The sequence below is a fragment of the Hansschlegelia quercus genome, assembly GCF_004310425.1.
Classification (GTDB): domain Bacteria; phylum Pseudomonadota; class Alphaproteobacteria; order Rhizobiales; family Methylopilaceae; genus Methylopila; species Methylopila quercus.
This window is the reverse complement of sequence record NZ_SIUB01000001.1, coordinates 367,837-386,257: the sequence shown is the minus strand read 5'-3', so window position 1 is coordinate 386,257 and position 18,421 is coordinate 367,837. Positions and strand designations below refer to the sequence as shown.

Annotated in this window: 17 protein-coding genes, 2 tRNA genes and 1 other annotated feature; of the genes, 11 read left to right on the top strand and 8 right to left on the bottom strand. The window is 65.2% G+C overall.

Features of this window, described 5'->3' with window-relative positions:
• Positions 1-10 precede the first annotated feature (10 nt).
• The 5 genes from EYR15_RS01830 to EYR15_RS01815 all read left to right on the top strand — a co-directional run bounded on the left by EYR15_RS01830 (position 11) and on the right by EYR15_RS01815 (position 4,106).
• Positions 11-478, top strand: a complete 468-nt coding sequence (locus tag EYR15_RS01830; protein WP_131001170.1) for a tripartite tricarboxylate transporter TctB family protein — start codon at positions 11-13, stop codon at positions 476-478.
• A 10-nt stretch (positions 479-488) separates the two neighbouring features.
• On the top strand, positions 489-1,994 hold the full coding sequence (locus tag EYR15_RS01825; protein WP_131001169.1) for a tripartite tricarboxylate transporter permease: 1,506 nt from the start codon (positions 489-491) through the stop codon (positions 1,992-1,994).
• Between the two features lie 73 nt (positions 1,995-2,067).
• A tRNA-Lys gene (locus EYR15_RS01820) sits at positions 2,068-2,143 on the top strand.
• A gap of 154 nt (positions 2,144-2,297) precedes the next feature.
• Entirely contained in the window at positions 2,298-2,423 is a 126-nt protein-coding gene (locus EYR15_RS17255) for a hypothetical protein (RefSeq protein WP_280986909.1), read from the top strand.
• Between the two features lie 79 nt (positions 2,424-2,502).
• Positions 2,503-2,559, top strand: a sequence feature (sul1 is cis-regulatory element that is thought to sense ions involved in sulfur or methionine metabolism; They are found in Alphaproteobacteria).
• 68 nt (positions 2,560-2,627) lie between these two features.
• The gene (locus tag EYR15_RS01815; protein WP_131001168.1) at positions 2,628-4,106 is read left to right on the top strand and encodes a SulP family inorganic anion transporter; all 1,479 of its coding nucleotides are present in this window, start codon (positions 2,628-2,630) and stop codon (positions 4,104-4,106) included.
• A 503-nt stretch (positions 4,107-4,609) separates the two neighbouring features.
• Here EYR15_RS01815 and EYR15_RS01810 read toward each other — a convergent pair.
• The gene (locus EYR15_RS01810) at positions 4,610-4,924 is read right to left on the bottom strand and encodes a hypothetical protein (protein ID WP_131001167.1); all 315 of its coding nucleotides are present in this window, start codon (positions 4,922-4,924) and stop codon (positions 4,610-4,612) included.
• 403 nt (positions 4,925-5,327) lie between these two features.
• On the opposite strand from EYR15_RS01810, the gene EYR15_RS01805 reads away from it, so the two are divergent.
• Complete coding sequence (locus EYR15_RS01805; RefSeq protein ID WP_131001166.1) at positions 5,328-5,792, top strand: Ros/MucR family transcriptional regulator; 465 nt, start codon at positions 5,328-5,330, stop codon at positions 5,790-5,792.
• Positions 5,793-5,963: 171 nt separating this feature from the next.
• Positions 5,964-9,362 carry an ATP-binding protein gene (locus tag EYR15_RS01800; protein ID WP_131001165.1) on the top strand — a complete coding sequence of 1,133 codons (3,399 nt, stop codon included), beginning with the start codon at positions 5,964-5,966 and terminating at the stop codon, positions 9,360-9,362.
• Positions 9,363-9,380: 18 nt separating this feature from the next.
• Here the strand turns inward: EYR15_RS01800 and EYR15_RS17250 are convergent, their stop codons facing one another.
• Genes EYR15_RS17250 through EYR15_RS01790 form a run of 3 tightly spaced genes read right to left on the bottom strand, consistent with a single transcriptional unit; the run spans position 9,381 to position 10,078 of the window.
• Entirely contained in the window at positions 9,381-9,506 is a 126-nt protein-coding gene (locus EYR15_RS17250) for a hypothetical protein (RefSeq protein WP_280986908.1), read from the bottom strand.
• A gap of 23 nt (positions 9,507-9,529) precedes the next feature.
• Positions 9,530-9,712: a CsbD family protein gene (locus tag EYR15_RS01795; RefSeq protein WP_382238079.1), complete on the bottom strand. Its 183-nt coding sequence runs from the start codon at positions 9,710-9,712 to the stop codon at positions 9,530-9,532.
• A 60-nt stretch (positions 9,713-9,772) separates the two neighbouring features.
• Positions 9,773-10,078 carry a hypothetical protein gene (locus tag EYR15_RS01790; RefSeq protein WP_131001164.1) on the bottom strand — a complete coding sequence of 102 codons (306 nt, stop codon included), beginning with the start codon at positions 10,076-10,078 and terminating at the stop codon, positions 9,773-9,775.
• A 152-nt stretch (positions 10,079-10,230) separates the two neighbouring features.
• On the opposite strand from EYR15_RS01790, the gene EYR15_RS01785 reads away from it, so the two are divergent.
• A tRNA-Pro gene (locus EYR15_RS01785) sits at positions 10,231-10,307 on the top strand.
• A 56-nt stretch (positions 10,308-10,363) separates the two neighbouring features.
• On the opposite strand, the gene EYR15_RS01780 is transcribed toward EYR15_RS01785, so the two are convergent.
• Positions 10,364-11,062, bottom strand: coding sequence for an SHOCT domain-containing protein (locus tag EYR15_RS01780; protein ID WP_245498097.1), 699 nt, complete (start codon positions 11,060-11,062; stop codon positions 10,364-10,366).
• Positions 11,063-11,261: 199 nt separating this feature from the next.
• On the opposite strand from EYR15_RS01780, the gene EYR15_RS01775 reads away from it, so the two are divergent.
• Positions 11,262-12,014: a DUF3750 domain-containing protein gene (locus EYR15_RS01775; RefSeq protein WP_131001162.1), complete on the top strand. Its 753-nt coding sequence runs from the start codon at positions 11,262-11,264 to the stop codon at positions 12,012-12,014.
• A gap of 67 nt (positions 12,015-12,081) precedes the next feature.
• Here the strand turns inward: EYR15_RS01775 and glf are convergent, their stop codons facing one another.
• Both glf and EYR15_RS01765 read right to left on the bottom strand, forming a co-directional pair.
• Entirely contained in the window at positions 12,082-13,263 is a 1,182-nt protein-coding gene (gene glf, locus EYR15_RS01770) for a UDP-galactopyranose mutase (RefSeq protein WP_165455395.1), read from the bottom strand.
• Complete coding sequence (locus tag EYR15_RS01765; protein ID WP_131001160.1) at positions 13,256-14,467, bottom strand: glycosyltransferase family 1 protein; 1,212 nt, start codon at positions 14,465-14,467, stop codon at positions 13,256-13,258. The genes glf and EYR15_RS01765 overlap by 8 nt, the downstream gene beginning before the upstream one ends.
• A gap of 268 nt (positions 14,468-14,735) precedes the next feature.
• Here EYR15_RS01765 and EYR15_RS01760 point away from each other — a divergent pair, with 268 nt between their 5' ends.
• Entirely contained in the window at positions 14,736-15,914 is a 1,179-nt protein-coding gene (locus EYR15_RS01760; RefSeq protein WP_245498096.1) for a glycoside hydrolase family 1 protein, read from the top strand.
• Positions 15,914-17,752, top strand: a complete 1,839-nt coding sequence (locus EYR15_RS01755) for an ABC transporter ATP-binding protein (protein WP_131001159.1) — start codon at positions 15,914-15,916, stop codon at positions 17,750-17,752. Before EYR15_RS01760 ends, EYR15_RS01755 begins: the two co-directional genes overlap by 1 nt.
• 2 nt (positions 17,753-17,754) lie before the next feature.
• Here EYR15_RS01755 and EYR15_RS01750 read toward each other — a convergent pair whose 3' ends face one another.
• A complete protein-coding gene (locus EYR15_RS01750; protein WP_131001158.1) occupies positions 17,755-18,420 on the bottom strand; it encodes a Crp/Fnr family transcriptional regulator in 666 nt (221 codons plus the stop codon).
• Position 18,421 lies beyond the last annotated feature (1 nt).

Here is an 18,421-nt window from a genome sequence, read left to right as displayed (position 1 = left end):
GCTCGCGGACATGCAAATCGACGCTCGTGAGGTCATCTGCGGCGGCGTGTTCGTCGTGGTCGCGGCCTTGTTCGCCTACGGCACGATCGATCTGCCGATGGGCACGGCGATCCGGATGGGGCCAGGCTATTTCCCTCTGATGCTCGCCATCATTCTGGGCGCGCTCGGATTGCTGATCGTCGTGAAGGGCCTTGGCCGCGCGACGTCGCCAATCGGCAGCGTTCCTTGGCGGGGCGTGGTCTTCATCCTTCTGGGGCCGATCCTGTTCGGCCTCACTGTGCGCGGCCTTGGCATCGTCCCGGCGATCGCGCTCGTCGCACTAATTGCGGCGCTCGCGAGCGCGAAGGCAGGCTGGCGGACCATTGTCCTGCTCCCGATCGCGCTCACCGCCTTCTGCGTCATCGTATTCAGCTACGGCCTCGGACTGCCCTATGCCATGTTCGGCCCGTGGGTCGCGCCGCTGCTGCCTGGCGTCTGAGGAGAGTCCGTTGGAACTGCTCTCCAATCTGGCGCTTGGCTTCGGCGCCTCGCTCGAGCCGGTCAACCTGCTCTACTGCTTCATCGGCGTGCTGCTCGGCACGCTGATCGGCGTTCTGCCCGGCATCGGGCCGACGGCGACGATCGCGATGCTTCTTCCGATCACCTTTGGACTGAAGCCCGAGACCTCGCTGATCATGCTCGCCGGCATCTATTATGGGGCGCAATACGGCGGCTCGACGACGGCGATCCTGATCAACCTGCCGGGCGAGAGCTCCTCCGCGGTCACCGCAATCGACGGCTACCAGATGGCCCGCAAGGGCAAGGCTGGGCCGGCGCTCGCGATCGCCGCGCTCGGATCATTCTTCGCCGGCACGGTTGCAACCGTGCTCGTCGCGGTGTTCGCGACGCCGCTTACCGAACTGGCGCTCCAGTTCGGGCCGGCGGAGTACTTCTCGCTAATCTTCCTCGGCCTCGTCTCCTCGGTCGCGCTTGCGCACGGCTCGATCCTGAAGGCGCTGGCGATGATCGTGCTCGGCCTGCTGTTCGGCCTCGTCGGCTCCGACGTCACGTCCGGCGCGCAGCGCTTCACGATGGGAATTCCCGAGATTTCCGACAAGCTCGAGTTTGTCGCTGTCGCAATCGGCGTCTTCGGTCTCGCGGAGATTCTCAAGAACCTCGAGAACGAGAGCGACCGCGAGGTCGTCGCGACGAAGATCAGCCGATTGCTTCCGAACCGCGAGGAGTTCAGGGAGATGGTCGGCCCGGTGCTGCGCGGAACCGCGCTCGGCTCGATCCTCGGCATCCTCCCGGGCGGCGGCGCGATCCTGTCGTCGTTTGCGGCCTATACCGTCGAGAAGAAGATCTCGAAGACGCCGTGGGAGTTCGGCAAGGGCGCGATCGCCGGCGTCGCGGCGCCGGAATCCGCGAACAACGCCGGCGCGCAGACCTCGTTCATCCCGATGCTGACGCTCGGCATCCCAGCGAACGCGGTGATGGCGCTGATGGTCGGCGCGATGATCATCCAGGGCATCCAGCCGGGCCCGAACGTCGCGATCGAGCAGCCCGAGCTGTTCTGGGGCGTCATCACCTCGATGTGGATCGGCAACCTCATGCTGGTCCTGCTCAACCTGCCGCTGATCGGGCTGTGGGTGAAGCTTCTGACGATCCCCTACACCGTGCTGTTCCCCGCGATCCTCGTGTTCTGCTCGATCGGCGTGTTCAGCGTGAACTCCAACGTGTTCGACCTCTACACAGTCGCGTTCTTCGGGCTGCTCGGCTACTTCCTCGTGAAGCTCGGCTGCGAGCCGGCCCCGCTGCTGCTCGGCTTCGTGCTCGGACCGATGATCGAGGAGAATCTCCGCCGGGCGATGACCATATCGCGCGGCGATTGGACGGTGTTTTTCACGCGCCCCTTGAGCGCCGGACTGCTGATCGCGGCGGCGCTGGTGCTGGCGGTCGTCTTCCTGCCGTCCGTGAAGGCGAAGCGCGAAGAAGTTTTCCAGGAAGAGGGCTGATCGGCGCTGGACAGCCGCTCCGGCCTTTGTTACATCCCCGGCCCTGCGGCGCGCTGCCGAAGCTTCGGTCTTCGGGCGCATAGCTCAGTTGGTAGAGCAGCTGACTCTTAATCAGCGGGTCCTAGGTTCGAGCCCTAGTGCGCCCACCAAGATCTTCTTGGTGTTCCTTCCGCGCCGCAGAGAGCATTCCGACGAACAGTCGGATGCTCGCCCCAATCAGCCAGCTTTGTTCGTTCTGCTTGCAAGTCGCCTTCGGACGACCTTAGCTGCGCGCGCTCGGTTCGCGGCGGGGAGCCTATTCGTATGAACATGCTGCGGTCGCATCCGTTGATCGTCGGCGTCGTCGTCGTGCTGTTGGTGGTCTTGATCTACGTCGCCTACAGCCTGCTAGCGGCCGGCGGGACGGACTTCGACCCGGTCATGCGATGAGTTTCAAGCGTCGCCACGCCCTGGCGCCGCGCAGGTCCAGTTGCTTCGCACAAATATCCAGCTAAGACGTCGCCATTCGCTCGGACCCCGGTGCAAGCCCGGGTGGCTCTTCCGGCCGCCGATCCGCCGGACCACGCAATCGACCCTCCCAGCGTACGACGCCCGTAAGCCGGGCGGCGGGCGCTCGCGTCTTGCGGATAATCCATGACCAATCCCGTTCCCGCCCCAGCGCTTCTGTCGCGCTTTCGTTCCGATGTCCTGTCTGGGATCGTCGTCGCGATCGCCTTAATCCCCGAGGCGATCGGCTTCTCGGTGATCGCCGGCGTCGACCCGAGGGTCGGCCTCTACGCCTCGGTCGTGATCGCGATCGTCATCTCCTTCGCCGGCGGCCGACCCGCCATGATCTCCGCGGCCACGGCGGCCACGGCGGTGGTCATGACCCCGCTGGTCCGTGATCACGGCGTCGAATACCTGTTCGCCGCCACGATCCTGATGGGCGTATTCCAGATCGTCGCGGGCCTGTTGAAGCTCGGGCGCCTGATGCGGTTCGTCTCGCAATCGGTGATGACCGGCTTCGTCAACGCGCTCGCGATCCTCATCCTCGCCGCCCAGGCGCCTGAGCTCCTCGATGTGGCTCCCGCGACCTATGTGCTGATCGCCCTGGGGCTCGCCATCATCTATCTGCTGCCGCGCCTCACGACAGCGGTCCCGTCGCCCCTCGTCGCGATCGTCGTGCTGACCGTACTGACCGCCTGGCTCCGACTCGACGTACGGACGGTATCGGACCTCGGCCATCTGCCCACCAGCCTGCCGGCGCTGGTCCTGCCGAGCGTGCCGTATACCCTGGAGACCCTCCGGATCATCGCGCCGGTCGCCCTGACGCTCGCGGCCGTCGGGCTCCTGGAATCGCTGCTTACGGCGCAGATCGTCGACGACATGACGGAGACGCCGTCTTCGAAGAACCGTGAGTGCCTTGGGCAGGGCGCCGCCAACATGGCGTCAGCGCTGTTCGGAGGCATGGGCGGCTGCGCGATGATCGGCCAATCCGTGATCAATGTGTCGTCTGGCGCGCGTGGGAGGCTTTCGACCTTCACGGCTGGCGCGTTCCTGCTGATCCTTCTGGTTCTGCTGCAGGACCTGCTGAAGATCGTGCCGGTCGCTGCGCTGACGGCAGTCATGATCATGGTGTCGCTCAACACCTTCTCGTGGGGTTCGCTGAAGCGGCTCCGCACAAATCCGTGGCCATCGTCGGTCGTCATGCTGGCGACGGTCGCGACGGTGGTCGCGACCCATGACCTCGCCAAGGGCGTTCTGGTCGGCGTCCTACTGTCGGGCGTGTTCTTCGCCGGCAAGGTCTCGCGACTGAGCCACGTGACGTCCTCGCTCTCGGAAGACGGTCGCTCCCGCACCTATAGAGTCCAGGGGCAGGTGTTCTTTGCCTCCGCCGGCGCGTTCTCGGAACAGATCGATCTGCTTGAGGACGTCGACCGTCTCGTGATCGATGTCGCCGCGGCTCACTTCTGGGACATCTCGGCGGTCGCCGCTCTCGACCGCATCGTCTTGAAGGCGCGCGGGCATGGGCGCGAGGTCGCAGTCGTCGGATTGAACGAGGCGAGCGCCACCATGGTCGAGCGCTTCGGCATGTACGAGAAGGAGCCTGCAGTCTCCAAAGCCGGCCATTGACCTCGATCGCGTTGGCGCGGGCGAGCGCGGGTTTCCCAACCGCTCGCCCTGAGCCTTCCCGGCGCGCTCTCGGACGTTAGTTCGAGCGGAGGAAGCTGGGAGAAGAACGATGAAGAGGACCTTCCTTTTGACGCTTGCCTGCGCCGTCGGGATCGCCGCGTTTGGCGAGGCGTCACCGTCCTCGGCTGCGCCGATGACGCCGTCTCGAGCCGGAATTCGCGCCGATGCGATGGCGAGCCTCAACAGCGGCGACATTCAGGAAGTCGCCAATCACCGCGTCCAGCGCAAACGCTACCGGACAAGCCGGCCATACTCCCTGCGGTCCGTGCACAGCCGCGGGCGTTGGTGCGGTAAGGGTCGCTGGTACGGCAAGCGTTGCTACTACACGCCCAGCGGCTTGCGCCCATTTCGGCAGCACTGAAAAGCCAAGTCTGGGCTTCGCTTAACAAGAAAAAGGCCGCGTCCCTGGACGCGGCCTTTCCATCTACAGAGTCTACCAAGCCCTACTGCGGCTGGCGAACCGTGCCCGAAGTCTGGCCGCCGACTTCCGCCTGCGGGTTGACCGGCTGAACGGTGGTCGTGCCAGCGGGCATGCTGCTGGTGGACGTTTGAGGGCTGACGCCAGCGCCTGTCACAGTCTCCGTCGAAACGGCGCCGCCGCCGCTCGAACCGATCTGGCCCTGCGTCGAAGAGCCGGTGACGCCCATCGGCGCGCCCTGACCCTTGCCGCCAACAGGCGGCGACTGCGCCGCTGCGCCGGTCACGCCGAGAGCGATGACGCCGACGACCGCCGCTGAGCGAATGATGTTGTTCAGCATTGTGTTTTCCTCACTTGTCGTGTTGTGCACGCCAGCCCGGGTCGAGCCGGGAGTCTCGTAATTCAAACCCCTCGCGGTTCGGATCGTTCCGGCCGCATTCTGCTTGCAGCGGCGATCTATGCGCCGCGGAGAGGATCGCGAGGCCGTTGCGCCGCGGTCGAACCGCTGCCGCAAATGTCCATCCTGTGGCAGCCGATCGCGAGGACCGCTTTTGAAATCGGGCGTACGCTTTCGCAGCTTCGCCTTTGAGCATTCGTGGCGTCGCTTATTAGGCGAATGTCGCGAATGCCGCACGCAAAACGAACTATTTGTGCTGTGAGCGCGCCGATTTGTGCGCGAATCGGCTTGAACTCAATAGTCGTTACCGGCACATACTGTGCAAACGAATATTGGCGAGGTAAAAATGACTGAGAGCACCGATCACACGGGCCTTGTGATGCTGACGGCGGACGTTGTCGGCTCCTATGTCAGCAACAACTCGGTGGCGGCGGCGGATCTTCCGGCCCTGATCCAGAGCATCTACTCGACGCTGAGCTCCGTCGGCGCAGCGCCCGCAGCGCCTGTCGAAGAGCTGAAGCCCGCCGTCTCGGTAAAGAAGTCGGTGACGCCCGACTACATCGTCTGCCTCGAGGACGGGAAGCAGTTCAAGTCTCTGAAGCGGCACCTGCGGACCGCCTATGACATGACGCCGGAAGAGTACCGGACGAAGTGGGGCCTTCCGAACGATTATCCGATGGTCGCTCCGTCCTACGCTCAGGCGCGCTCAGCTCTCGCGAAGAAGATGGGCCTTGGCCAGCAGCGCAGCGCCGCGAAGAAGACCGAAGCTCCGGCTCCGGCGAAGCGCGGGCGCAAGGCCGCCGCCGCCTAAACGGCGCTTTGTATCTGCCGCGCGCAGATCAGTGTTCCTCGACAATGACGGCCGCCCGGGCCTTCTGGGCGGCCGTCATTGATTCGGCCTCCGTCGCGTCGCATACGCTCCCGGCGAACTCCAGGTCGCGCTAAGCTCCTGGCGAGGCCCGAACCCGCGGAGGCGGAGCCAATGCTGCAACCGCGCGCTCTCCCCCCATTCCGCTATCTCTTGGCGGCCGGCGCCGTTCTGATCGCAGCCGCGATCGCCTGCTGGGCCTTAGCGTCGAGCGAGGATGCGAGCTTCGGCGCGCTTGCGGCCGGCGGTGTGCTCGCGGCCTGCGCGTCATGGTTCCTGCTACACGCCCGGCCCCGCGGCTGGCGAACGCTGGGTGTCGGGCTGGCGGCCAGCGTCGGCCTCCTAGCCGTGGCGGGACTGGTCGCGGTTCGGCCGCCGCTTGGCGCGAGCGCAGCAGAGTGGGCGTCTCTGCTGCTCGCGGCGATCGCTTTGGCGCTGACTGGCGCCCGTTTTCCGAGAGCGGGGGATTTACGGCAGTTCGCCCGCCTTGTCGGCATCGCCGTCCCGCTCTTCATCCTCGCCTTGACGATCTACGATGCGCCGACGCTCAAGATCGTCGCTGGTTTCCGCGACGCGTCCGTCGCCATGGCGATCGCGCTTGGCCTTTTGCTCGTGGCGATCGGAGTCGACAGACCTGCGACGAGCCTGCGCTGGCAGATCGCCTATATCGGGGTCGCCGTCGTGTCGCCGCTCGCGGCGCTGATGCTGCATTTCGCGAGCTCGGAACGCGAAATCTCGCTCGACCACGCCGCCGAGCGCCTCAGGGCCTCCGCGCAGATCGTCGCCGAGCGGCAGGAGGCGCTGATCGAGCAGGCCCGCCAGACGCTGGCGTTTGTAGCGCGGTCGTCGCAGGTCAGGACGTCCGCGCCGAGCTGCGCGCAGGAGATGGCCGAATTCCTGCCCGTGGTCGCGTCGCTGAAATCGATCTACTCGATCCGCCGCGACGGCTCGGTCGCGTGCGCCAGCACGCCGCGCATTCTGTCGCTCAACCTCGGCGACCGGGATTATGTGCAGGAGGCCTTCGCTCGACGCATTTTTACGGTGTCGGGCGTCTTCCTGACGCGGAACATGGGCGAGCCGCGGATCGCGCTTACCAATCCAGTGGCCGGCTCCGACGACCTGATCCTCGCCGCGACGCTTGATCTGTCGTCGTTCGGGCCGCCGCTCGAACGCGCGCTCGCCGAAGGGGCTTCCGCGACGCTGGTCGACAAGAATGGCGTCGTGATCGCCCGCCGGCCCGATATGCCGCAACTGATCGGATCCGATCTTCGCTCGCGAGACTTCGTCAGCCGTGCGCTCTCAAGCTTCGGCAGGCCGTTTATCGCCCCTGAGCTTGACGGCGCGGCATCCGTTTTCATTTCCCGGCCGGTGCTGAACGAACAGAGCACGCTCATTATCGGGTTGCCGAGGGAGCAGGTTGTCGGTCCGGTGGACCGCCGCCTGAATGACCGCCTGCTCCTGATCTCGGCGATCCTCGCCGCGTCATTGGCGCTTGGCGTCATCGGCAGCGAAATCGCCTTCCTGCGGCCCCTGCGGAGACTGATCGCCTACGCCGGCGAACTCGAGGCCGGCGATCTCTCGGCCCGACCACAGGTGGGCTCCTCCGGCGAGGTGCGGGCGCTCGGACGCGCGCTCGCTCTGTCGGCCACAGCGATTGAGGACCGCGAGCGGCGGCTCGCCGAGGCCGAGGCGCTGTTCCGGCGGCTGTTCGAGCATTCGCCCGACGCCAAGATCATCGTGCGGGTCGATGAGCGCCACGATCTCTGGATCGAGACCTGGAACGCGGCCGCCGCCCAGATGTCGGGCCTGGAGGCTTCGGCAGTGATAGGCAAGCGGCTGCGCGACGTGCTGCCGAAGGGGATCGGAGCGGCGCTCGAGCGCGAACTCCTCGGCACGATCGATCCGCTTGGGCTCATGACCATTGAGCGTGAGCTGGTGGTGAACGGCGTCTCGACCGCCGTGGAATTGCTGCAGATGCCGCTGTACGGCCCCGATGGCGCGGTGGAGCGCATCTTCGTCAGCGCCCGAGACATCAGCGAGCGCAAGCGCGTCGAGCGCCTCAAGAACGAGTTCGTCTCGACGGTCAGCCACGAGCTTCGCACGCCGCTCACCTCGATCGCGGGCTCTCTCGGTCTGCTCGTAGGAGGGGCCGCGGGTCCTCTCGGGGAGAAGGTGGCGGGGCTGATCGCAATCGCGCACTCGAATAGCTTGAGGCTCGTGCGGCTCATCAACGACATTCTGGACATCGAGAAGATCGAAGCCGGACGGATGACGTTCGAGGTTCAGACTCTCGTGATGGCCGACATAGTCAATCACGCGATCCAGGGTCTCGACGGCTATGCCAACGAATTCGACGTGACCGTCGCCTTCGACGGCTCGATGCGCGATCTGCTCGTGCGCGGCGATGCGGATCGGCTCAACCAGGTGGTGACCAACCTGCTGTCGAACGCGATCAAGTTCTCACCGGCCGGGGAGACGGTTTCCGTCAGTCTGAGAGCCGAGGGGGAAATCGTGGTGGTCTCGGTCCGGGACCGCGGGCTCGGGGTGCCCGAAGCGTTCCGGTCCCGCATCTTCACAAAGTTCGCGCAGGCGGACGGTTCCGACAGCCGGCGGAAGGGCGGCACCGGGCTTGGCCTCGCCATCGCCCGCGAGATCGTGGAGCGCCATGCCGGCGCAGTGTCCTACCGTGACGCGGAAGGCGGCGGCGCGGAGTTCGAGGTTCGTCTGCCGCGACACACGGTCTCGGAGCGAGGAGTGCGGGTGTCGTCGGCTCAGGCCGCGCGCGTCCTTATCTGCGAGGACGACCCGCTGATCGCGACGATCCTCGCTGAGCAGATGCGAGACGCGGGCTTCGAGGCGCGAACCGCAGGGGGAGTTCAGGAGGCGTTGCGTATTGTTGCGGAGGAAAGGATCGACGCCATGCTGGTCGATCTCCGTCTGCCGGATGGCGACGGCGTCTCGCTGATTCGCACATTGCGGTCCCGGCCAGCGAGCTCGCGAATTCCGATTGTTGTGGTGTCGGCCGACGCCGCGCTGCGCGGGGGCGATCCGCAGTCTGCTTCGCTCGAGGTCGCCGCGTGGCTGGAGAAGCCGGTCGACACGCGGCGGATCGCGGAACTCCTCAGCGTTTCGCTTGGGCGCGCGTCCTCACGGTCTCGGATCCTGCACGTCGAGGACGATCTCGATCTCTGCAAGGTCGTATCGGCCTCGCTGGCGCCCCTCGCGGACGTGGTGTCCGTCGGCACCTTGTCAGGCGCAATCGGTCAACTTCGCTCGGGACGCTTTGATCTGGCGATCGTTGACGTGGCGCTCGAGGATGGGTCAGGGCTCGATCTGTTGGCGGCTCTAAGGGAGCTTAGCCCTCAGCCGGTGCCCGCCATCATCTTCTCGGCTCGCGACGTCGATCTCAACCCGACGCTTCACGCGGAAGCAACAATGACGAAATCGCGGACATCGCTTTCCCATCTCGTCGAAACGGTAAGAAAGCTGATCGACAAGAAGGAAGCGGCTTAGGCGAAGCGCGTCGCCCGATCAGTTCGCGCGGCGGACGACGGCCTGACCGGCGTCCGCTTCGACGCCGCCCATAGTGTTGGAGCACGCGGCCAGCGCGACCGTCGAAGCGAGAGCGCCGATAAACACGAAGATACGCGCGTACATAGTCATCATCCCCCGGCCGCCCTTCACTTAAGGGCGGATTTAACTGCCGTCTTAGCCTTGCCGGCCGTCTTCTGAACTTTGCCTTCGGCCTCTTCGGCCCGGCCCTTGCCCTCGAGCTTGGGATTGTCCGTCGCCTTGCCAGCCGCAGTCTTCACTTTGCCGGCGGCTTCCTTGGCCGCACCCTTAACCGTGGTCGAGTTCACCATAGCGATGTCCACCTTGTTTGGACGTGCCGATAAGACACGCGAAAAAGTTAAATCAACTTTTCAAAGCACGAACCGGCCCAGAAAAATTCCGACGACAAGCGCGGCGCCGGCCGCCGCGAGAGGGTTTTGACGAATGGTGTCCTCAATCGAGCTCACGCGCCCGTCGAGGTCGGCTGCTGCATCGTCATAAGCCGCAGAACCGCTCCGGCCGCCGCGACGGATGGCCGATGCGCCCTTCTCGGACGCGCTTTCGACGCCGGACGCCACTTTGTCGCCCGCGTTGCGCGCACTGGACGCTGCGCTGCGGCCTGCGTCGGCCACGCCGCTTGCGAGATCGTTCGCGCGGTCTGTGATCGGATCGGCCATGTCTGAAATCCTCCCGGTTCGCGTCGCGTAGAAGCGCCGCGCGTTCAACAAACGCGCCGACGCGAAGGTGGTTCCGTCATGACATGGACGCTGCGTCTCCAGGCCGCTTGCAGAGCGCCCGCGACCCCCCTATAAGCCCGCCATCGGCGAGACGGAGTGTGGCGCAGCCTGGTAGCGCACCTCGTTCGGGACGAGGGGGTCGCAGGTTCGAATCCTGCCACTCCGACCAGCCGATTTGATCGAAGGGCGTCCCGAAGCCCGCATCGCTTACTTGGCGCATCGTCGTCAGAGGCGGCTGAGCAGCTCGGTCTTCTTTACTGAGAATTCGCTTTCGCTCAGCAAGCCGGCATCACGCAGCTCCGCGAGCCTGCGGATCAGTTCGATAGGGTCGCCGGACGCAGGCGACGAAAGTGTGGCCGCGGCAGGCGCAGGGCGAGGCTGTTTGGCCTGCTCGGACGGAGGGAACGACGGCTGCGCCGCTGTTTCGAAGGACGCGGACGGCTTCTCGCGCGCATCCGGCGAGCGCCTGATTTCCGGCAAATCCGAGAGGTTCACCGAACCCAGATCGCCGTTAAAGGCGAGGTTGGAATTCGATCCCTGCTGCTGCGAGGCGCCGTGGATGCGGTGATCTCCCGTGTCATGAATCGTGACCCGCCCATCACGTTCGATCGCGAGCCGCCGCTTGTCGGGGAAGACCGCATAGCGCTGGCCGTTCTGGGAGCCGCTGGACGAAGGCTGGCCAAGCTCTTCCGGCCACCACCGGCTGCTGCCCCAGCTTTCGGAAGCCTTCGGGGCGGAGATGCGGCCATCGCGCATCGCGGAGGCGAGCTCGTCGGCGAGACCACGGACGCGATGCTTGAGACCGTCGTTGAACATGTCGCCGATCATCAGCATGCCTCCCTGCGACCACTGCCCCATCCCGCCGAGCTCAGGATGGCCGAACTGCGCCATCGCGCCGCCGCCGGCCGCAAGCGCGACGGCCATCGCAACTCCTGCGTCTTCGCTGAACCCGTGTTGGCCGGCGATTGCGCCAATCGCCTTACGGTCGTCCTCGCTCCAAGGCGATTGCATCGTTTGCTCCCCACACCGTCGACTGAGGAGGAATATAGGGCGCTCGGCTGCGGCCTGCGGCGCCCACACCCCTTCTCCAACGGCTTTGGCCTCGCCATCTTCACCTGAGATGATGACACGTATCCTTCTCGGGCTTCTCTCCGGCTTCGTCCTTTTCTTTTTGATCCCTCTGGCGATCTCCGCCTTGCTCTACGCCGTGGGCGACAGCCCGCGGAATTGGAGCACGGCCGATCGGTCGAGCGCCGGCCTGCTGCGTCCCGCGAACGAGCAGAGGGACGCCGTCGTGCGCGTCTTCGCTGCGCGGACGGTGCGTTGGCGCGGGATCTTCGCGACGCATTGTTGGATCGTCGTGAAGCGGGCAGGGGCGAACGCCTATACCCGCTACGATTATACGGCGTGGGGCGAGCCGGTCCGCGTCAACGGCTTCATCGCCGATGGCAGATGGTTCGGCCGCGCGCCGGACGTCGTATTCTCCGCCGATGGCGAGAAGGCCGAGCGCGCCATCCCGCAGATCGAAGCCGCGATCGAATCCTACAAGTTCAAGGAGTATGGCGACTACCACGCCTGGCCAGGGCCGAACTCGAACACCTTCGTGGCGGCCGTGATGGCGGCGGCTCCCGAACTCGACGCCAAATTGCCGACGACAGCGATCGGCAAGGACTATCCCTATGGTGGCAAATGGCTCTCTCTGACGCCGTCCAAGACCGGCTTCCGCTTCACGCTCGGCGGCTATGGCGGCGTGACGATCGGCTGGCTGGAGGGCATTGAGATCAACGTGCTGGGCGCGATCGTCGGGTTCGAGCTTCGGCGGCCTGCGATCAATCTACCCGGGCTTGGCCGCTTCGGAGTGGGCCAGGGCGCCTGAAGTCAAAGAAAAAAGGCGCCGCCGAATGCCGGCGACGCCTTTCGTGGTTTGTGTCAAAGCTCGACGATCAGTTCAGGAGCCGCGCGCCGTCTGGCATGATGAGCTCGCCATCCGCGTGATGGTTCTTGCCGTTGACCGGCGACGTCCACAGCGGAACCGTCTCCTGGATGCGGCGGAACTCCGCCAGCGCCTGACCGACCACCTGATCCATATTGTAGTAGCGGTAGGTCGCAAGCCGCCCGACGAAGTGCACGTTCTCGGTCTCGTTCGCGAGCGCCTGGTAACGCTTGTAGAGCGTCTGGTTCTCCGGACGCGGGATTGGGTAGTACGGGTCTCCCGTCGCCGAGGGATACTCGTAGGTGATCGTCGTCGCGTGGTGCTTCTGTCCGGTGATGTGCTTGTACTCGCTGATGCGGGTGTAGGCCTCGGTCATCGGGTAGTTCACCGTTCCAACGGCCTGATACTGTTCCTGCTCGTGCGTCACGTGCTCGAAGCGCAGCGAGCGGTAGGGCAGGCGGCCGTACCTGAAGTCGAAGAACTCGTCGATCGGGCCGGTGAAGATCAGCCGCCGATGCGGGATTACATCCTTCACCTCGCGATAGTCGGCGTTCAGCATCACCTTGATATTGGGATGCTTCAGGATGTTCTCGAACATCCTCGTGTAGCCGTGCTTCGGCATCACTTGGTGCTCATCGGTGAAGTAGCGATCATCCGTGTTGGTGCGGGTCGGCACCCTGGACGTCACGGACTTATCGAGCTCGGACGGGTCGAGCCCCCACTGCTTCGTCGTGTAGCCCTTGAAGAACTTCTCGTAGAGCTCACGGCCGACCTTGGAGACCACGACGTCCTCGGACGTTTTGATCTCCTCCACGGGCTCGGCCCGCGAGTCGAGGAAGGTCTGCGCCTCCTCGTCGGACTTCAAGTCGAGGCCGTAGAGGGCGTTGATCGTGGTGCGGTTGATCGGGATCGGGACAATCTTGTCGTCGATCCGACCGAGAACGCGGTGCTCGTATTTCCGCCACTCGGTGAACTGCGACAGGTAGTCGACGATCGCGTCGGAGTTGGTGTGGAAGATATGCGGGCCGTACTGATGCATCAGGACGCCGGCGTCGTCGTGCCGATCGTATGCGTTGCCAGCGATATGCGGACGACGATCTATGATCAGGACGGACTGGTCGCGTTGAGAAGCGATGCGCTCGGCTAGTACGCTGCCGGCGAAACCCGCGCCGACGATGAGCCAATCATACACGGAAGCTATCCTTTCCAGCGTGCGCCCCTTCATTCAGCCCGCCGCGACGCGCATTCGCCGCTGCGACCCGCTCATAGATTCTCTCGAATGTCTGATCCCAGGATGACTGCGCGAGCTTCTGATCGACTCTCCTGAGCCAAGGCTCCCGATCCGCCGCCATCAACTCTTCGGCCGCTTGGACGACGGAGGCGGCGTCTTGGGCGATAGCGACGTAGTTCTCGCCTCCATAGGAGCGGATCACGTCGACGATCGGCGTCGAGACGACCGGCACGCCAGCGGCCAGGAATTCGGGCGTCTTGGTCGGGCTGATGAACCGGGTGGATTCATTCAGCGCGAACGGCATGAAGCCGACGTCCCACCCGCCAATATAGTCGGGCAGCTGTTTGTAGTCGCGGCCGCCGAGCCAGTGGATGTTATCCGCCCTCGGCAGGTCGGCAGGATCGATCTTCACCACCGGTCCGATCATGACGAACGACCAGTCCGGTCGAAGCTTCGCGACCTCGCCGAGCAGATCGATGTCCATGCGCTCGTCGACGACGCCGAAGAAGCCGAGCCGCGGGCCCTTGATAGAGGCCTGATCTTCCGGATCCTTTCGCTCGGGGGAGCGGGCGCGCGCGAAATGCCGCGTATCGATGCTGCTGGGGAAGGCGTGAATGTCACGATGGCGATGCTTCTTCGCCTCGAACAGGCTGTGACCGCCGGTGAACACAACGTCGGCGCGGCCCATCAGCTCCTCTTCGAGAGCGATCAACTCCGGGGGCGCGCCCTTGAACGCCGAGAGCTCGTCCATGCTGTCGAAGACGACGACGTCACCCTGAAGGTGGCGCGTGAAAAGCAACGCCATCGGCGTGTAGTACCAGAAGATCCGGCGAGCTTGCGGCAGGCCTTCAAGCTCACGATCAATCAGCTGTCGCTGCGCGTGGACCTTGGCACTTTCGCTCAGGCCGTGTGGAAGAACAGGGACTGCGATACGAACATTCTCACCTCGAGGGGAAAGTCGCATCTCAGGAACGGCAACGTCTTCGAACACCGGCTCTTCGATGAAGAGTACATCATGTCGCTTCGCGAAACGACTAAGTAGATGCTGTGGACGCTGATAGACGAAATCCCAGCGTAAATGTGAGAAGCAGACGACGGCGGCGTCATCAATTTCCGTCGGAATTGCTTCGACCGCAGGCGACCCATATTCGGCCGTCGTTTGCATAATCTCTCCCGCATGAGTGGGTCGATGCGACCTATTCAGACAATTCTGTCATGAACGCGCGGTGAACAGGAGAGAGCAGCTTCGGAGTAGAGGCGGCGTTCACCCCGCAGAACGTCCATGGAAAAACACCTGCGCCATCCGAGGGTTCCCACGCTCTCTGAAATTGTACGGAAGCGTACATAAAAGTCGTTCATGCAGGCTTCAGGTGCGGACGCCCCACATAGTCGCTGCCCGCGAGCGGGAGCGGGCGCAGTCACAGGAGCACCCTTTGACCAGTTCAGCCTTGTCCGCATCCAGCGGGCTTCGCAGCTTCTTCATGGCCGGCTTCGAGTGCGCCTCCCAGCGCCGAGCCGACAAGAAACGCCTCGACCTGATCGCCTCGACAGGGCACGGGCAGCATGTCGCCGCCGATTATTCTGCGGTCGCCGGGCAGGGTCTCCGCGCCGCGCGCGACGGCATGCGCTGGCATCTGATCGAAAGAATGCCCGGCCACTATGACTGGTCGAGCGTCGAGCCCATGGCGCGCGCGGCGGCCCGGTCCGGCGTCCAGGTCATCTGGGATCTCTGCCACTACGGCTATCCGGACGGCCTCGACATCTGGTCGCCGGCCTTCCCTGAGCGGTTCGCGCGCTTCGCCAAAGCGGCGGCCGCCTTCGTGCGCGAGCAGAGCGACGACGTTTCCTATTTCTGCCCGGTCAACGAAATCTCGTACTGGGCTTGGGCCGGCGGCGACATGGGCCGGTTCAACCCGTCGGCGCGCAGACGCAGCGGCGAACTGAAGCGCCAGCTCGCCCGCGCCGCCATCGCCGGCACCCACGCGGTCCGCGAGGCCGATCCCCGCGCTCGCTTCATCTGCGCAGAGCCCGCAATCCATGTCGCGCCGCCATCTTCTCGTCCAAAGGACGTGGCTGCGGCGGAAGCCTACCGGCTGTCCCAGTTCGAGGCGCACGACATGCTGGTCGGCCGCCTGATGCCGGAGCTCGGCGGCTCCCCCGACGTGCTCGATATCGTGGGGCTGAACTATTACCCCGACAACCAGTGGGTGCTCGGCGCCGGGGCGATCCCGATGGGGCACCACGATTATCGGCCTTTCCGGGAAATCCTGACTGAGACCGCCGAGCGCTACGGGCGCCCCGTCATCGTCTCCGAGTTCGGGGCCGAGCACACGGCGAGGCCTGCTTGGCTGAACTATGTCGCGGGCGAGGTGGACGCCGCGCGGAAAGCCGGGGTCCCCGTCGAGGGCATGTGTCTTTACCCCGTGCTCGACTACCATGGCTGGGACAACGACCGCGTCTGCGACGTCGGCCTGTTCGGATTCGCCGGTCCCGACGGACGCCGGCCAGTCTATGAGCCACTTGCCGCGGAGCTCGCCCGCCAGCGTCCCCGCTTCGAAACCGCGCCCGACGCGGACGATCACCGCGTCGTCCAGCTTCGCCGGGAGGCGTGATGAGCCACGTCGCGCCAGGCGCGCAACTGCCGTACGAGCCGGAGCGCGCGCGAGAGGACGACGATTTCGCGGCTTCGCTGAAGGGGCCCGGCGCCTTTTTGTGGCGTTATGTCAAGATATGGCCGGGCCACTTCATCTCGCTGACGCTGGTCGTTGTCTCCGCCTCGCTTGCAGGCATCGCCTCGCAATACGGCATGAAGCTTCTCGTCGACGCGATGGAGAAGCCGCCGGCGCAGAACACGGCCGTGTGGTTCGCGCTGGCCTTCTTCGTCGGCCTGTTTGCGATTGAAGCGGCGCTGTGGCGCGTCAGCGGCTGGCTCGGCTGCCGCACGTCGGTTGGCGTCGGCGTCGATATCCGGCTCGACCTGCTGAACTACGCGGCCGGCCACCCCATGCGCTACTTCCAGGAACAGCGCGCGGGCTCGCTTGGCCACCGCATCACGTCAACCGCTGGCGACTTCAGCGCCATGGTCAATAAGCTGACGTGGAACGTCGCTCCTCCGATCGTCAATTTTCTCGGGGCGTGTGCGATCTTCTTCACGATCAATATCGGGATGGCGGCCGCGCTCGCCTTCTTCGCGGTGGCGATCACGCTTGGGCTCGTCGCCTTCAGCGTGAAGGGCCGTAGGCTGCACCGGACCTATGCCGAACAGGCCGGCTATGTCGGCGGCGAGCTGATCGACGTCCTCACCAATATCTGGTCGGTCAAGGCCTTTGCCGCCGGCGCCCGCGAGCGCGCGCGTCTGCGCTACATCTTCGACGGCGAGGCGAAGGCCCAGCGCAGCAGCTGGATGTTCACCGAGAAGGCGCGGGTCCTCCACGACGTTCTGCTGTGGACGATGGCGGGCTCAATGCTCGTCTGGGCGCTCCTGCTATGGTCACGGGGCGAGGTGACTGCCGGTGACGTGGTCGTCGTATCCACGCTTGTCTTCCGCATCCTGCATGGCTCGCGCGACCTTGCGATCGCCCTCGTCGAGATCGAGCAGCACGTCAACTTCCTAGGCGAGACGCTGCGGGTGATCGGCGCTCCCCACGAGGTGACGGATCGCGAGGATGCGAGGCCATTCGCTCGCAAGGGTGGCGCGATCCGCTTCGACAACGTCTCCTTCGGCTATGGCGTCGTTGGGAGGCCGGTGCTCCGCGGCTTCACGCTCGACATCCCGGCCGGGCAGAAGGTCGGCGTCGTCGGCCCCTCCGGGGCCGGCAAATCGACGATCATCCACCTGGTCCAGCGCCTGCACGACGTTCAGGCGGGCCGGGTGCTGATCGATGGTCAGGACGCTGCGAGCCTCACCCAGGAGTCGCTGCGCTACGCCATCGCCGTCGTGCCGCAGGAGATTTCCCTGTTCCATCGCACGGTGATGGAGAACATTCGCTTCGGCCGTCCGGAAGCGACGGACGATGAGGTCCGCGCAGCCGCGCAGGCCGCGCACTGCCACTTCATCGACGATCTGCCGCATGGCTATGACACGGTAGTCGGTGATCGCGGCGCAAAGCTCTCCGGCGGCCAGCGCCAGCGCGTCGGTATCGCCCGGGCCATGATCAAGAACGCCCCGATCGTGATCTTGGACGAGGCGACTTCGGCGCTCGACACAGAGTCCGAGATCGAGGTACAGCGCGCGCTCGATCGGCTGACGAAGGACCGCACGGTCATCGCCGTCGCCCATCGTCTCTCGACGCTATCGAGCTTCGACAGGATCGTCGTGCTGATGGACGGCAGGATCGCCGAGGACGGCCCGATCGAGGAACTGCTTGAGAAAAACGGCGTCTTCGCGCGGATGTGGCGCCTTCAGGTCCGCGGGATCTCGGTCGATCTCGCGCTCGACCAGGCGGGCTGAACTCACCTCCGGCAGCCGCAGGCGAGCGCCTCGAGGCGGCTTGCGTTGCGGATATCGATCCGTCCGCGTCGGCAGCTCACCGCCCGCTCGCCTTCGAGCATATGGAGCGCGACAGTGACGCTCGCCCGGCGGACGCCGAGCACGATGGCGAGGCGTTCATGGGTCACTTCCACGGGCAGTCCGCCCGTCAGCGCCACAGCGCGCATCAGCCAGTTCGCCAGCCGGCGCTCGACGGAGTGCAGCGCCGCGCAGGCGCAGATGCGCTCGGTGTCCTCAAGGCGCTTCAGGAGATGCGCCGTCAACGCGACGCGCAATTGCGGGGACGCCTCGGCGGCGCTCCGTAGATCGGCCGCCTTTACGGAGAGGCCGCGCACCTTGGTGAGGGCGATCGCGTCGAGCCGCGCCGTCTTGGCGCCGAGCCAGGCGGCTTGCCCGATCAAAGCGTCCCGGCCTAGCAGCGCCGTCTCCGCCCGTTCGCCGTCCGCGGTTCTCGCAAGCATGGCCACGAGGCCCGACTCGATCACGAAGACAGACGCGATGCGCTCGCCAGCCACCTTCAACGTGGCGCCGGCTGCGGCTTCAAACGGTTGCGCCTCGGAGGCCGCCGCTTTTAGCAGGTTCAGGAGGCGGTTCGCAGGGGGCGAGGTTTCTCCCCGTGCGGCCGTCATC

Excerpts from the sequence above, each read along its gene's own strand:
- EYR15_RS01810 (WP_131001167.1), bottom strand. The coding sequence starts at position 4,924 with ATGCTGAACAACATCATTCGCTCAGCGGCGGTCGTCGGCGTCATCGCT.
- EYR15_RS01780 (WP_245498097.1), bottom strand. The coding sequence starts at position 11,062 with ATGGCCGTCGCGCTTGCGGCCGGCGGCGGCGCGATGGCGCAGTTCGGC.
- EYR15_RS01750 (WP_131001158.1), bottom strand. The coding sequence starts at position 18,420 with ATGACGGCCGCACGGGGAGAAACCTCGCCCCCTGCGAACCGCCTCCTG.
- EYR15_RS17255 (WP_280986909.1), top strand. The coding sequence starts at position 2,298 with ATGAACATGCTGCGGTCGCATCCGTTGATCGTCGGCGTCGTCGTCGTG.
- EYR15_RS01800 (WP_131001165.1), top strand. The coding sequence starts at position 5,964 with ATGCTGCAACCGCGCGCTCTCCCCCCATTCCGCTATCTCTTGGCGGCC.
- EYR15_RS01830 (WP_131001170.1), top strand. The coding sequence starts at position 11 with ATGCAAATCGACGCTCGTGAGGTCATCTGCGGCGGCGTGTTCGTCGTG.
- EYR15_RS17250 (WP_280986908.1), bottom strand. The coding sequence starts at position 9,506 with ATGTACGCGCGTATCTTCGTGTTTATCGGCGCTCTCGCTTCGACGGTC.
- EYR15_RS01755 (WP_131001159.1), top strand. The coding sequence starts at position 15,914 with ATGAGCCACGTCGCGCCAGGCGCGCAACTGCCGTACGAGCCGGAGCGC.
- EYR15_RS01805 (WP_131001166.1), top strand. The coding sequence starts at position 5,328 with ATGACTGAGAGCACCGATCACACGGGCCTTGTGATGCTGACGGCGGAC.
- EYR15_RS01775 (WP_131001162.1), top strand. The coding sequence starts at position 11,262 with ATGACACGTATCCTTCTCGGGCTTCTCTCCGGCTTCGTCCTTTTCTTT.
- EYR15_RS01765 (WP_131001160.1), bottom strand. The coding sequence starts at position 14,467 with ATGCAAACGACGGCCGAATATGGGTCGCCTGCGGTCGAAGCAATTCCG.
- EYR15_RS01790 (WP_131001164.1), bottom strand. The coding sequence starts at position 10,078 with ATGGCCGATCCGATCACAGACCGCGCGAACGATCTCGCAAGCGGCGTG.
- EYR15_RS01795 (WP_382238079.1), bottom strand. The coding sequence starts at position 9,712 with ATGGTGAACTCGACCACGGTTAAGGGTGCGGCCAAGGAAGCCGCCGGC.
- EYR15_RS01815 (WP_131001168.1), top strand. The coding sequence starts at position 2,628 with ATGACCAATCCCGTTCCCGCCCCAGCGCTTCTGTCGCGCTTTCGTTCC.